The 13,016-nt window shown below is 67.5% G+C and carries 16 protein-coding genes and 1 pseudogene; 7 read left to right on the top strand and 10 right to left on the bottom strand.

The window, feature by feature from the left end; genetic code table 11:
* Positions 1-8 precede the first annotated feature (8 nt).
* The 4 genes and pseudogenes from NNX34_RS10325 (at position 9) to NNX34_RS10310 (ending at position 2,853) form a co-directional block, all read left to right on the top strand.
* Entirely contained in the window at positions 9-1,556 is a 1,548-nt protein-coding gene (locus NNX34_RS10325) for a nicotinate phosphoribosyltransferase (RefSeq protein WP_255766411.1), read from the top strand.
* A complete protein-coding gene (locus NNX34_RS10320; RefSeq protein ID WP_255766410.1) occupies positions 1,553-2,197 on the top strand; it encodes an NUDIX domain-containing protein in 645 nt (214 codons plus the stop codon). The genes NNX34_RS10325 and NNX34_RS10320 overlap by 4 nt, the downstream gene beginning before the upstream one ends.
* A 224-nt stretch (positions 2,198-2,421) precedes the next feature.
* Positions 2,422-2,628: pseudogene (locus NNX34_RS10315) on the top strand (DivIVA domain-containing protein); the annotation flags it as partial.
* Positions 2,620-2,853, top strand: a complete 234-nt coding sequence (locus NNX34_RS10310) for a DivIVA domain-containing protein (RefSeq protein WP_370647268.1) — start codon at positions 2,620-2,622, stop codon at positions 2,851-2,853. The pseudogene NNX34_RS10315 and the gene NNX34_RS10310, both read left to right, overlap by 9 nt.
* A gap of 59 nt (positions 2,854-2,912) precedes the next feature.
* Here the strand turns inward: NNX34_RS10310 and arfB are convergent, their stop codons facing one another.
* From arfB to NNX34_RS10280, 6 genes are all read right to left on the bottom strand, one after another.
* Positions 2,913-3,335 carry an alternative ribosome rescue aminoacyl-tRNA hydrolase ArfB gene (gene arfB, locus NNX34_RS10305; protein ID WP_255766409.1) on the bottom strand — a complete coding sequence of 141 codons (423 nt, stop codon included), beginning with the start codon at positions 3,333-3,335 and terminating at the stop codon, positions 2,913-2,915.
* 33 nt (positions 3,336-3,368) lie between these two features.
* Positions 3,369-3,734, bottom strand: a complete 366-nt coding sequence (locus NNX34_RS10300; protein ID WP_255766408.1) for a serine/threonine protein phosphatase — start codon at positions 3,732-3,734, stop codon at positions 3,369-3,371.
* A gap of 23 nt (positions 3,735-3,757) precedes the next feature.
* A complete protein-coding gene (locus NNX34_RS10295) occupies positions 3,758-4,327 on the bottom strand; it encodes a DUF1697 domain-containing protein (RefSeq protein ID WP_255766407.1) in 570 nt (189 codons plus the stop codon).
* On the bottom strand, positions 4,324-5,106 hold the full coding sequence (locus NNX34_RS10290) for an alpha/beta fold hydrolase (RefSeq protein WP_255766406.1): 783 nt from the start codon (positions 5,104-5,106) through the stop codon (positions 4,324-4,326). Before NNX34_RS10290 ends, NNX34_RS10295 begins: the two co-directional genes overlap by 4 nt.
* Before the next feature lie 118 nt (positions 5,107-5,224).
* Complete coding sequence (locus tag NNX34_RS10285; protein ID WP_255766405.1) at positions 5,225-6,058, bottom strand: SDR family oxidoreductase; 834 nt, start codon at positions 6,056-6,058, stop codon at positions 5,225-5,227.
* A gap of 105 nt (positions 6,059-6,163) precedes the next feature.
* A complete protein-coding gene (locus NNX34_RS10280; protein ID WP_255766404.1) occupies positions 6,164-6,592 on the bottom strand; it encodes a VOC family protein in 429 nt (142 codons plus the stop codon).
* A 100-nt stretch (positions 6,593-6,692) separates the two neighbouring features.
* On the opposite strand from NNX34_RS10280, the gene NNX34_RS10275 reads away from it, so the two are divergent.
* The gene (locus tag NNX34_RS10275; protein ID WP_255766403.1) at positions 6,693-7,691 is read left to right on the top strand and encodes a YafY family protein; all 999 of its coding nucleotides are present in this window, start codon (positions 6,693-6,695) and stop codon (positions 7,689-7,691) included.
* Between the two features lie 69 nt (positions 7,692-7,760).
* On the top strand, positions 7,761-9,152 hold the full coding sequence (locus tag NNX34_RS10270; RefSeq protein WP_255766402.1) for a CoA transferase: 1,392 nt from the start codon (positions 7,761-7,763) through the stop codon (positions 9,150-9,152).
* Positions 9,153-9,172: 20 nt separating this feature from the next.
* On the opposite strand, the gene NNX34_RS10265 is transcribed toward NNX34_RS10270, so the two are convergent.
* A complete protein-coding gene (locus tag NNX34_RS10265; RefSeq protein ID WP_255766401.1) occupies positions 9,173-9,739 on the bottom strand; it encodes an MOSC domain-containing protein in 567 nt (188 codons plus the stop codon).
* Between the two features lie 139 nt (positions 9,740-9,878).
* On the opposite strand from NNX34_RS10265, the gene NNX34_RS10260 reads away from it, so the two are divergent.
* A complete protein-coding gene (locus tag NNX34_RS10260; RefSeq protein ID WP_255766400.1) occupies positions 9,879-10,580 on the top strand; it encodes a D-alanyl-D-alanine carboxypeptidase family protein in 702 nt (233 codons plus the stop codon).
* Positions 10,581-10,590: 10 nt separating this feature from the next.
* Here NNX34_RS10260 and NNX34_RS10255 read toward each other — a convergent pair whose 3' ends face one another.
* From NNX34_RS10255 to NNX34_RS10245, 3 genes are all read right to left on the bottom strand, one after another.
* Positions 10,591-11,898 (bottom strand): Y-family DNA polymerase, encoded by a 1,308-nt coding sequence (locus NNX34_RS10255; RefSeq protein ID WP_255766399.1) that lies wholly within the window; start codon positions 11,896-11,898, stop codon positions 10,591-10,593.
* Positions 11,891-12,310, bottom strand: coding sequence for a LexA family transcriptional regulator (locus NNX34_RS10250; RefSeq protein WP_227921169.1), 420 nt, complete (start codon positions 12,308-12,310; stop codon positions 11,891-11,893). The genes NNX34_RS10255 and NNX34_RS10250 overlap by 8 nt, the downstream gene beginning before the upstream one ends.
* Before the next feature lie 72 nt (positions 12,311-12,382).
* On the bottom strand, positions 12,383-12,934 hold the full coding sequence (locus tag NNX34_RS10245) for a TM2 domain-containing protein (RefSeq protein ID WP_255766398.1): 552 nt from the start codon (positions 12,932-12,934) through the stop codon (positions 12,383-12,385).
* Between the last annotated feature and the right edge of the window lie 82 nt (positions 12,935-13,016).

The following is a 13,016-nucleotide window of genomic DNA, read 5'->3' as shown; positions in this document are numbered from 1 at the left end:
AACCGGCCATGACCACGACATCAGCACCGACCGCCCTGACCACCGCCAGCATCACCGCAGCCCTGTTCCAGACAGACGCGTACAAGCTCGGCCACGTCCACATGTACCCCCGGGGCACCACAAAGGTTCTCTCCAACTTCACCAACCGCGGCTCCCGGATCGAGGGTGTGGACCATGTGGTGCACTTCGGGCTCCAGGCCTTCCTGCAGAGGTTCTGCATTGAAGCCTTCGCGCCGTTCTTCGCCGCCGATGAAGACGACGCCGTGGCCGAGTACCAGGCCGGCCTCAACGACATCCTCGGCCCCAACACCGTCGGCACCGACCACATCCGGTCCCTGCACCGCCGCGGTTACCTGCCGCTGATCTTCCGTGCCGTGCCCGAGGGAACCCGGGTGCCCCTGCGGGTCCCCTCCGTCACCGTCGAATCCACCGAGCCGGAGTTCTTCTGGCTGGTCAACTACATCGAGACGGCGCTCAGCGCCTCCATCTGGCAGCCCTCCACCGCAGCGACCATTGCCGACAAGTACCGCGGCATCCTCGACACCGCCGCGGCGAAGACCGGTACGGACGCCGCCTATGTGGACTGGCAGCTCCACGACTTCTCTTTCCGGGGCATGCCCGGTGTCGAAGCTGCCGCAGCCTCCGGCGCCGGCCACCTGCTCTCCTTCAAGGGCTCGGACTCCCTCGGTTCGGCCGACTTCATCCGCCGCTACTACAACTCCTCCTTCGGCACGGACAACGGCCAGATCCTCGGTTCCATCCCCGCCAGCGAGCACGCCGTGATGTGCGCCGGCGGCCAGGACGGAGAAGCGGAAACCTTCCGCCACATCCTGGAGGTCAACCCCACCGGTAATATCTCCCTGGTCTCCGACGGGTACGACCTGTGGCACGTGCTGCAGGGCATCCTGCCCGGGCTCAAGGACATCATCACCTCACGCGACGGCAACGTCGTCATCCGTCCCGACTCCGGAGACCCGGCCGACATCGTCTGCGGAACCTCCACCCGCCCCGGCGCCGTCGCCCCGGACACGGCACCATCGATGGCAGAGGACCCGGCCTACTTCGGCGTCGTCGCCCTCCTGGACGCCGAGTTCGGCTCCACCCGCAACGACGCCGGCTACAAGGTGCTGAACAACGTGCGCGTTATGTACGGCGACTCCATCACCCCCGAGCGTGCCGCGGACATCACCGCACGCCTGGAGAAAGCGGGCTACGCCTCGGAGAACGTCGTGCTCGGCGCCGGTTCGTTCACCTACCAGTACGTCACCCGGGACACGTTCTCCTCGGCCATCAAGGTCACCTACATCGAGGTCAACGGCCAGCCCCGCAACGTGTTCAAGGATCCGATCACCGCCCAGGGTTTCGGGTCCAAGCGTTCCGCCACCGGCCGCCTGGCCGTCACCCGGAACGACGACGGCGAACTGGTCCTCATCGAGAAGGCCACCCCCGAGCAGGAAGCGGCATCCCTGCTGCAGCCCGTGTGGGCCAACGGCGAGTTCCTCCGCCGCCAGTCCTTCGCGGACGTCCGTGCCGTGCTCGGTAACATTGCCTCATGAATTCCGAAAGACAGCAGCCCCTCGTCTCGATCGATACCGTGCCCTTCATCGTGAGGGACGGGGGGCTGTGCCTGGTGACGGCGGAGCGGGCCAACGAGCCCTTCGCCGGCGTGCAGGCGCTCCCCGGCGTCCTCCTGCTTCCCTCCGAACGGCTGGCCGAGGCCGCACTGCGGGCGCTGACGGTCAAGACCGGAGTAGGGGAGGACCGAGTGGAACACCTCGACACGGCGGGTGTCTACGACAACCCGGACCGGGATCCACGCGGGCCGACCATTTCGATTGTCCATACCGCTGTCCTGCACCCGGACGCCCGGCTGAACGAAGCCGCCGTAAGGGTCACGCCGGTGGAGCGAGTATCCGGGCTGCCGTTCGACCACGACACCATCATCCGCCGTACCGCCGGCACCGTGCTGGACGCGCTTTGGGTGGACGCGCCACTGACCAAGGCGCTGCTGGGGAAGCACTTCACCACGGCCCAGGCCGCACGGATCAGCCGGAGCCTCGCGGCGGCCGCCGGACGCACCGAACCGGACTCCTCCAACCTGGGCCGGATGCTCGCCCGTAACCCTGGCCTGTCCAAATCCAGTGAGACAGTCGCCGCGGGCCGCGGGCGGCCGGCTGCAGGGTGGTCCTGGACATAGCCGGAAACATCGAAATTAATGGCGGCTTTCGAAAGGAGCAATCGGTTACAGTTATTGTCGCCAGGATTTGATCCGTTCAGCTGTGACACAGACTGACCTTACGAAAGTCGAACTCCATGTCTTTTGAGTATGTTTCAGCGGTAATGGCCCAAGGGGCGGGTGAAAGCGACGGCTCAGGAAAAACCTGGATCTTCGTCGCGGTAATAGTCCTGCTCACCTTGGTATTGCCGAATGCTTCGAAATCCACCAAATCCAAGGGGGAATCCGTCACATACGGAACCGGAACTCTCACAGCTGAAGAGGTTGTCGCGAAGCGCTTCCAGCCCACCAAATTCAAGGAGGGCTATGACCAGGACGAGGTGGATGACTTCTTGGAACGCACTGTCCAGGAGCTTCGGCGACTCGAAAAGGAACGTCTTGAACTGCAAAAGACGGACATTTTTAGGCAGGACATTACCGCTTCAATTCTCAGCCCTGAAGAGGTAATAAATCAGAGGTTCCAGCCGACAAAGTTCCGCGAGGGGTATGCGCAGAATGAGGTGGATGACTTCCTGGACCGGATTGCCACGGGTCTTCGGGACCGGGTTTCCGAAAATGAGCAGCTTCGGCGCCGGCTAGGCCCGTCCCAGTACGGAACTCCGACGACGCCGAGCTGACCCGGATACGGCACTTCGACGGACAGCAGCCCTCAAATTGATGCCAATCACTGGTGGAATTAATCAGTCGGCGGCCGTTGCCGTTGCCGCTTCGTGGCACCCCGTTGTTTCTTTGCATCGAGGCGGCGGTAGTTCGAGCCGCGGGTAGGTTTGGTGGTCCGGCGCGGAGCAGGTCCGGGCGCCAGTCCGTCTGCCACGAGTGCGGCGAGCTTGGCCAGGGCTGTTTCCCGGTTGCGAAGCTGGGAACGTTGCTCGGAGGCCGTCACGGTCAGCACTCCGGCCACGAGACTGCGTTTCAGCCGCTGCAGCAGCAGCAGGCGTTGCTGTTCCGACAGCACCGCAGAACCGGCTACGTTCCAGGAGAGTGCGACGCGGCTGTCCGAGGTGTTGACGTGCTGGCCCCCGGGGCCGGACGAACGGGAGAACCGCCACTCGAGTTCAGCCGCGGGAATCGTGAGCGCGGGCGACACCACCAAATCCATCCCTCCAGCGTCGCACGAACGAATCCGGTACGGCTAACGCGACTGCAGCCGGTCGGTGGGCAGCAGCAACTCGATTGCAGCGGTCATATCGGCGGCCTTGGCAATCGCGCCCTCCGCTGTGGGGGCCACCACCACCCGGTCCCGGTGGACTTCCTGGATCAGCACCGGAATCTGCCGGCCGTCGTCGTCGAGCCACCACTGCTCGATGAACATCCGAAGGCCGAGCTCGTCGAGCAGGGCTTCGGCGGCATCGAGGTCACCGGCCTCAGCGCAGCGGCGGTGCAGCAGGTCATACGGGACAAACCCGCCGTCGTCGGTCATATGGATATACCCGACGTGCTCGCCGTCGAGGCTCCGCAGATGGTCAAAGGTGTTGTCGGGCGGCAGGGGTTCGGACATGGCAGGACCCTAGCACCCTGGGATCACTCGGGCAGCAGGTCCCACAGTTTCCGGGTGGTGTTCCAGCTGCGGATGGTCATCGATTTGTACAGCGGCGAGGCCGCGATGGCACTCAGCCGGCTCTTGGTCAGCTCGGCGCTGAGCCGCTGCGAATAGATGACGCCTTCGCCGGCCCAGATCTCGTCAACGCCTTCCCTCGGCCGGAAAGCTTCCAGGGCGGTGTCGGCATCGATGTCCATGAGGAAGATCGCGTCCGAGTGGTAGAGGTCCGGCCGCTCACCAAAGTGCTGCGGCCGATGCTCGACGACGGCCTGCAGCTGCGCGCGGCCCAGCACCAGGACCTTGATGAGTTCGTCGTCGAGGTCGAAGCGGTCCGTGAGCGCGGCTTCGATCTGCCGTCCGACCGAGCCGGCGTCGTCATTCGATGCCAGGAAGACATTCCCGCTCGCAATGTAGGTGGACACCTGCTGGAACCCGAGGTTTTCCAGATGCCCCCGTAATGCCTTCATGGGGACCTTGTTCCGCCCGCCGACGTTGATGCCGCGCAGGAGGGCCAGATAAGGGAACGTGTCCGCGGCCGGGCTGTCGGTCACTGCACCGGGATGCGGCGGCGGATTTCGCGAACCGTGCCCGCCGGATCGGGGGAGTGGTCGTGGGACTCGGGCACGGTGACCAGCACGGCCTGCGGCATCCGCCGCGCCAGCTTCTCGGTGGCGGCCATGATCACCGGGTAGGTGGTGGTTCCCCGCAGGATGGTGACGGGGACCGAAACCTGTGCCATCGCCGCCGTCGGGGTGGACACGGCCTGCGACAGCAGCGCGTCATAGACGGCGGACTGCGCCAGCGGAACCAGGGAATCGAACATGGGGCTGGCCTGGATCTGTTCAATAAACGGTTCGGGCAGACCGATTCCTTCCCGCTGGAAGGTGGTCACGGCATCCGCCGGGTTCCCTGAATCAACAAGGGCCTGAAGCCGCTGCGGAAGGTCCATCGAGGGTTCCCCCTCGCCGAAGAGGAACGGCGGCTCGGACAGGAACAGATGGCTGATCGGTGCTCCCTCGGCCGCCGCCAGCAGGGCGAGCATGGCGCCGGAGGAATGTCCGAGGACCACCGCGTCGCCGCCGACGGCGTTGAGGACCGCTGTGAGGTCCTCCACCTCCCGCCGCGGAGAGTAGGGGGAAGAGTCCGTGCTTTCCCCGCGGGCACGGCGGTCCATCGTCACCGCCTGGAAACCGGCGGCTTTCAGCGCGTCGGCCAACGGGGCGCCGGCGTCGGCTGTCGAAAACGCACCGCCGACAATGACCACCGGCGGACCATGGCCCGTCTGCTCGAAAGCGATCCGGGTGCCGTCTGCTGAGTCTGCGTACAACATGCCCCAGATTCGATCATGCCGACGAGGCCCCGGCAATCAGTGGCTCCGCATCCGCGGCTCCGGCGGCCAACTTTCTTCCGCGCCTCCGGCACCCCGCCGCCGCGCGCGGGCCGTGGACCTAGCCGGCGACCTGGCTGCGCTGGCCGGTATCGACGGCGGCCACCGCACCGCCGTCGAGCAGGAGGTCCGCGCCGGTCATGAAGCTGGCATCCTGGCTGAGCAGGAAGGCCGTGGCATTGGCGATGTCGAAGGCGGTGCCGAGGCGCTTGGTGCCGGACGCCTCGATCATGGCACGCATTTGCGCGCCCGATTCGCCGGCGAGTTCCTGCTGTCCCATCGGGGTGGAAATGACGCCGGGGCTGATGCTGTTCACGCGTGCCCCGCGGGCACCCCAGCGCAGGCTGGCGGTCTGGACGCGGACCTGATTGGCGCGCTTGGCCACACTGTAGGCGTGTCCGGGGTGGTCGATGCCGGCAACAAACGGGATCAGCAGCAGATCGTCCGCAGGGACGGTGGCCAGGCTCGCCAGCACGTCGGCGGGCATCTGGCCGCCGGCCATGTAAGCGGACATGCTGGAAATGACGACGCCGGCACCGCCCGGGGCGATGACCTTCTCGAACTCCTCCAGCACCACGGCCACGCCGAACAGGTCGACCTTCCAGATCGCCTCCACCGGTGCCTGGACGGGGGAGAGCCCGGCGGTGTGGACGACGCCGGTTACCGCTCCCAGCTCACGGGCAGTTGCGGCCAGGGCGGCCACGGACTGACGTGAGGAGACGTCCACCTGCTGGGAGACGACGTCGTAGCCCTCACCGAGCGCGGTGGCCACTGTGCTCTCCAGCAGTTCTTCATTGAAGTCCGCCACCAGGATCTTCCGTCCTGCGCCGGACCGGCGCATAACCGCCTGCCCCATGCCGCCCATGCCGATAACTACCAGTACTTCCGAGGCCATGATGCTCCGATGCTTAGAGTGCCGGCGGGAAACCGCCGGATGTATGCCTCTGAGACTAGCGGGTCTCGGTTTCCCCGCGGCACGGCGCGGCGGTGGGCATCGAAGTTAGCCGGCAGGGTCATAGGCGACGGCGACGTCGAGTACCCAGACGACGCCGAAGCGGTCCTGCACCATTCCGTAGGCGGGGGAGAAGGCCGAGGGCGCCAGGTCCTGCAGCACGGTGGAGCCCTCGGCAAGCCGGTCCCAGAGAGCTGTGATCTCCTCGGCCGATTCGCCGCGGACCGAGACAAAGGAGGATTTGTCCCCCTGGTCGTAGGACACGCTGGCGGGAACGTCGTAGGCCATGATCGAGAAGCCGTTCCCGCCGATGACCTGCCCGAACTTGACCTGGCCGGCCTCCTCCGGGAGTTCGACGCTGTAGGCATCCTCATTGGTGACGACGATAAGCTGCCCGCCGAAAACCGAGTGGTAGAACTCCAGCGCATCCCGGGCATCGCCGCGGAAGTTCAGGTGGGGCGTGGTGGTGACAGACATGGGTTGCTCCTTCTGGGGTAGCCCGGGTGTTTCCCGGTAACACCCACTCTTCTCCCAGTAGAGGTCAGTTTCTGGCCGCTATATCGTTTATCTTTCTCGTATGCCCACCACGACGTCGCGGCTCCTGCTGCTCCTCTCACTTCTGCAGACCCCGCGGGACTGGCCGGGGCAGGTGCTCGCGGACCGGCTGGAGATCAGCCCCCGGACCGTGCGCCGCGACGTCGACCGCCTGCGGGAAATGGGCTATTCAATCCGGGCGTTGAAGGGGCCGGATGGGGGCTACCGCCTGGACGCCGGTGCCGAGCTGCCGCCGCTGCTTTTCGATGAGAACCAGGTGCTGGCGCTCGCCGTCGCACTGCAGTCCGCACCCCTTACGGGTGCGGCGATCGAGGAGGCCGCGGCACGGGCGCTGGCCACGGTCCGGCAGGTGATGCCCTCGCGGCTGCGCCACCGTCTTGACGCGCTGCAGTTCACCGCGCTGTCCGTGGGTCCCGGTGACGCCGGATCGGTTTCGCCGGAACTGCTGCTGACCCTCGCCGCTGCCGTCCGATCACGTCAGGTGCTGCGCTTTGACTATGCAGGTGCCCAGTCGGGAGACGGCGACGTCGGCTTCTCACCGCCGCGCCGGGCGGAGCCGCATCATCTGGTGGCCTCCCGCGGACGCTGGTACCTGGTGGCCTGGGACCTGGACCGGAACGACTGGCGGATCTTCCGTGCCGACCGGATCGCGCCGCGGACGCCGGTGGGTGCCCGGTTCCGGGAGCGGGAACTGCCCGGCGGCAGCGTGCACGCCTTCGTCTCCGCCCGGTTCCGGGGAACGGAGCCGGGAAAGAATCCCGGTAAGGGGTCCGACTGGCCCTGCCGGGGTGCCGTAATCCTGCATCTGCCGGCGGCCGCCGTCGTTCCGTTCGCCGGTGACGGCACGGTCGAAGCAGTTGGATCCGACCGGTGCCGGCTGGAGGCGGGCTCCTGGTCCTGGGCGGCACTGGCAGCCGCCTTTGGCCGGTTCGACGCCGGACTCGAGGTGGTCGGCCCGCCTGAACTGGCCGCCGCCTTCGGGAAGCTGGCTACCCGCTTCACCGCGGCGGCAGCACGGTAGGCGCGTGATATCTCCGCTTCTCGGTCGAGCGGGCCCGCGGGAACCGGGATCGGACTGCATAATGCCGTTATGGCTGCCCATCACCGGAACACGAATCCACTTCCCGCACTCTGGCAGGACCTGGCCCCGCTGCTGCCGACGGACACGGACACGGCGCCGTGGTCGGGGCCGCGCTGGTGGTGGGCGGGCGCACTGGACGTGGAAGGACTGGCCCTCGGATCCCTGCAGGCGCTGGCTACGGCGCTCGCCGCCGGGACCGGCGCCGCGGGCAGGAGCCGGGACATCGGACTGACCTCCCGGGGTGCCGCGGCGTCCTTTGCCTCCTATACCCACCTGCGGGTCAACGGCCAGGCCGTGGGCGGGTTCGCCCCGCTGTCGGGTTTCCGCCGCACCATCGACGGATGGGTCCGGCTGCACGCCAACTATCCGCACCACGAACGCGCCCTGCTTACGGCGCTGGGCGTTGCCTCACCGGACGCCGTAGATGCCGCACTACTGCGGTTGACCGCCATGGAGGTGGAGGACCGGGTGACGGCATACGGGGGAGTGGCAGCCGCGGTTCGGCCGCCAGCGGAGTGGATGAACTCCCCGGCAGGCAGGGCCCTGCAGGGGGAACCCTGGATCCGGCTGAACACAGCCCCGGCACCAGCGCCCTCCCGTACAGTGCCGGCTGCCCTGCGCGGCGGGTCCGGCGGGATTCTGGACGGCCTGCATGTTCTGGACCTGACGCGGGTGATCGCCGGTCCGTCGGGCAGCCGGATCCTGGGCGCCCTGGGGGCCGACGTGCTGCGGATCGACCCGCCCGCCACACCGGAGCTGGTGGAGCAGCACATTGACACCGGCTTCTCGAAGCGCAGTGCGGTGGCCGACCTAACCGACCCGGCCGCTTACCGGCGGTTCCGCGAGCTCCTCGAGGAGGCCGACGTCGTGCTGCTGGGGTACCGGGGCGGCTCCCTGGCCCGCTTCGGACTGGATCCGGAAGCGCTGCGGGCGGATTTCCCGGGACTGGGCGTGGTCAGCTTCGACGCCTGGGGGAATGCCGGGCCATGGGCGGCCCGGCGGGGTTTCGACAGCATTGTGCAGGCCGCGAGCGGCATTGCCACCATCTACGGCGGCGGGGAGGGAGACTCGTGGCGGCCCGGAGCGCTGCCGGTCCAGGCGCTGGACTATGCCACCGGCCTCGGGGCAGCCGCCGCTGCGGCGGCGCTCATGGGTGCCCGGAATCGAGGGATCAGCGGATCGGCCCATCTGTCGCTGGTGCGCACCGCGCTGGAGCTGATGCGGCTGCCTGCTCCGCCCTCGGGTACGGAACGGAACGAACTGGAACCGGAGCTCCGCACCTCGCCAAGCGCCTACGGCGAACTGACGTTTGTGCCGCCGCCCCTGCTGGTGGACGGAAAGCATCTTGAGTACAGCCGGCCGCCGCAGCGTTACGGCAGTTCTGTGCCGGTGTGGGACTGACCCCGCCTCCGGTCCGTCCGTTAGGGAAGGCGGCCCGGCCTCAGCAATGAGGGGACGGCAGCCCGCGCCGGATCCAGCGGCACGGGGCTGATAAGCACCGCCGGTCCGCGGTGAAGCGTCCCGCTGCTCAACGGCCGGCAGCGCAGCCCGCCCCGGCCCCGCATCGCCTTGTGCGCGCCGGGCGCCAGGACCTGATCCATCCAGGCGCACGGGTGGGCCTGCCTGCCGCCGTGGAACTCAACCAGGCCACCTGCCGATTCGAGAACAAAGTCCTGCCCCAACAGCGGGACCAGCTCGGCACCGCGGAGCACCACGTTCCGGCGGGCCAGCAGCGGGTCGAAAGGATCGGCACCAAGCTCCGCGGCGATGGCCTCCAACGACTCGACGGCGAACAAGGTCACGGCCGCATCCATGTGGGCCGCCTTGCCGAAGAACCGGTCCCCGACAATCCCCTTGCCGGCCACCACCTCAGCCTGGTCCGCATCAGTGGTGACGACGTCGGCCGCGCCGTCCTTGGCACGCCCGAAGTAGGCGTGTGCGGGCGACACGAGCAGGTGCAGGATCTCGACGTCGTACGCGTAACTCATGCCTCCACGCTAACCCTTCCGGTGCGGACGGTCCGCAGCCGCTCATCCCGTCCCCGGCACGGGCGCGCCGGTGCCGCGCGCGTTGGGCCGCACGTGCGAGGATGGCGCGAAATGACGAGGGTGCCATGCCGGATAAGGGGTGGGTAACGGGACAATGCGGTACGTCTACCTGCGGACCTGCGCGTCAATGGCCGGCCTGCTGTGTTTATGCCTGGTCGTCTCCCTTGCCGTGTTCCTGAACCTTTCCAATGAGCCGGCCGGCGCGGCGGCTGCCCCTGAAGCCCAGGCACCGGACAGCGTCACGCTCGTGGTCAACAAGCACCGTCCCCTGGCGGCGGACTATGTGCCGCCGGACCTGGTCGACGCGGGCGGGCTGCTGCTCCGCGCCGAAGCGGCTGAAGCCTATGCCCGCATGGTTGGGGACGCCGCCGCGGAGGGTGTCGCCATTTCTCCCGTCAGCGGCTATCGGTCGAGCGAAGAACAGTCCCGGCTGCACTCCTCCTACACCGAGAGGTACGGGCAGGAGGGAGCCGATTCGCTCTCCGCCCGGCCCGGCTACAGCGAGCATGAGACCGGGCTGGCCGTGGATGTCGGCAACCCGGATGGCCTGTGTGCGCTGGAAACCTGTTTCGAGGGAACGGCGGCCGGTGCCTGGACGGCGGCGAACGCGCACCGGTACGGCTTCCTGATCCGCTATCCGGCGGGGGCGGAACACATCACCGGGTATGCCTACGAGCCCTGGCACCTGCGCTACGTGGGGCCGGAGGTTGCGGCGGCCGTCTACGACGCCGGGGTGACCCTGGAGGAGTTCCTCGGCTTTCCGGCCGCCCCGGATTACTGATCGGGTGTAGCTAAACCGCCTTTACCACCGGCAGTTCGCTCCACTCGGTGGTGTACCGCGGCGAGGAATACTTACGCGACATGGTCCACTCCGGCGTCGCCGTCGACATCCCCGCCAGCCCGAGCCCGATGCTCGCCGCCCCGTATTTGTCCGTGACTTTCCCCAGCAGTTCGCCCAGGTTCCGCCGTTCCTGTGCGGAGACGAACTCCTCGAACAGGGGCTGCGCTCCGGCGGATTCCAGCCCGCTGAGCATCACCCCGGCCTTGGTGTAGGGCACCCCCTCGACCACCTGGGACTCCAGGGCACCGACGGCGGCCCGGCTGAGGACCACGGGATCCGACGTCGGGCTGGGCAGGCGCACCGTGGCCGAGGGGAACGACGCCGCCCGCTCGCTGAAGTGCGACGTGCCGGCATAAGCGGTGAGAATGCTGGCCTGCTGTCCTTCGCGCTCCAGCCGGGCGGCAGCCTGCTGGGCGTAGATGCTCATGACCTGGCGCATTTCCGCGCCGGTGGTGACCGGGGTTGAGAAGCTCCGGGAGAAGATCAGCTGCTTGCGGTCCGCCCGCTCGTCCTCGTGCGGAATGCAGGCGGTGCCGTTGAGCTCCAGCACGGTGCGCTGCAGGATGACCGAGAATTTCCGGCGGATCAGCGCGGGATCAGCGGCGCGCAGGTCCGCGACGGTGGAGATTCCCATGGCTTCGAGCTTCGTGCCCAGCCGGGACCCCACGCCCCACAGGCCGGTGACCGGCACCCGGGACATGATGGTTTCCACGGCGGCCGGGTCCATGGTCTCGAGGTTGCAGACGCCCTGCAGATGCCGGTTCTGTTTGGCGATCCGATTGGCGAACTTCGCCAGGGTCTTGGTGGTGCCGATGCCCACGCAGACCGGCAGGCCGGTGTGGCGGGCGACGGCGGTGCGGATGGTTGCGCCCTGCGCCTCCAGGTCGCGCGGCGTCCCGGCGAGTCCGAGGAAGGACTCATCGATCGAGTACACCTCCTGCCACAGCGCGTAGCGCCCCAGCAGTTCCATCACGCGGGAACTGAGGTCTCCGTAGAGCTCATAGTTGCTCGAGCGCTGGATCAGGCCCACGCGCGGCGCGGATTCGGCGAGCTTGAACCACGGCGTGCCGGTCTTGATGCCCAGCGCCTTCGCCTCGTCCGAGCGCGCCACCACGCAGCCGTCGTTATTGGACAGCACCACCACCGGCACCCCGGCCAGTTTCGGGTCGAAGGCGCGCTCGCAGGAAACGTAGAAGCTGTTGACGTCCACCAGGGCGATCCGCTGGGCGGCGTTCGGCGACACGGACTGCTCAGACATGGTGCAGGCAGCGGGTCACAACACCCCAGACGGACAGTTCCGACGGCTCCGCCACGAGGATGTCCGGATACCCGGGGCTTTCGGCCCGCAGCACGATCCGCTGCCCGCCCAGCAGCAGCCGGCGGACCGTGAGCTCGCCGTCCACCACGGCGACGACGACGGCGCCGTCGCGCGGAGTGAGTGAACGGTCCACAATTAGTTCATCCCCGTTGCAGATGCCGGTGCCCGCCATGGAATCGCCTTCCACCCGCACCACGTAGGTGGAGGTGGGATCGCGGATCAGGTGCCGGTTGAGGTCGATCCGGCCGTCGAAGTAGTCCCGGGCCGGACTGGGAAAGCCCGCTGCGGTGGCTGCGTCGGACTCCGTCGGCGGCGCGGGGCGGCGCGACCGGTCCGCTGAGAACACCGCCATGCCGAGGCCTCCTGAGGGGAAAATTCTAGAACATACTTTCGAACCCTCAGCCTAGCACCGGACCGCTGTACGTTACTTGAGCGGAACCCCGTGCGCATCGGTGCGGAAGGACTTGGCGTTGCAGAGAATCATCAGGCCTTCGACGAATCCCCAGACAGCTCCCATGCCCGTGAAACAGGTGAGGACAACTTGCGCGATGCCCACGCTGTTGTTGCCCAGGTAGAAGCGGTGGACGCCGAAGCCGCCGAGGAAAATCCCGAGGAGCCCGGCGGCGACGCGGGATTTCTGGGGCCGGTAACCGGACCCCTGCGGCGCATGGCCGAACTGGGCATGACCGTAGCCCTGGGCCTGCTGGTGGCCGGCAGCCGGATAACCCTGGCCGGGATACCCCGGGGCGGGCTGGTTCGGGTAGCCAGGGTTCGGGTAGCCCTGGACGGGATACCCCTGGGCCTGGTTCGGATATCCGGGTGAGGGATAGTGAGGTGCCTGCTGCTGCGGCTGCTGAGCCTGGGCCGCCGGCGGCGGGGTGGGCTCGGGTTTCTTGGGGGAGGCGTATTGCTCGTCCCACTCGTCGGACCACCGGTTTCCGTGGTTGTTTCCCTGGCCGGGACCGTTACCTGACATGGTTTCCTCCAACGTTTATTCGAAGCCATCCGGACCGGGTGTCGAGACTGCGCTTCCACTCCGGCGGCGAGCGCCGCAACCG

This window comes from Arthrobacter sp. zg-Y1116 (genome assembly GCF_024385485.1).
Classification (GTDB): Bacteria; Actinomycetota; Actinomycetes; order Actinomycetales; family Micrococcaceae; genus Arthrobacter_B.
Note: the sequence above shows the minus strand (reverse complement) of the source record. Positions and strands in the feature narration are given on the sequence as shown.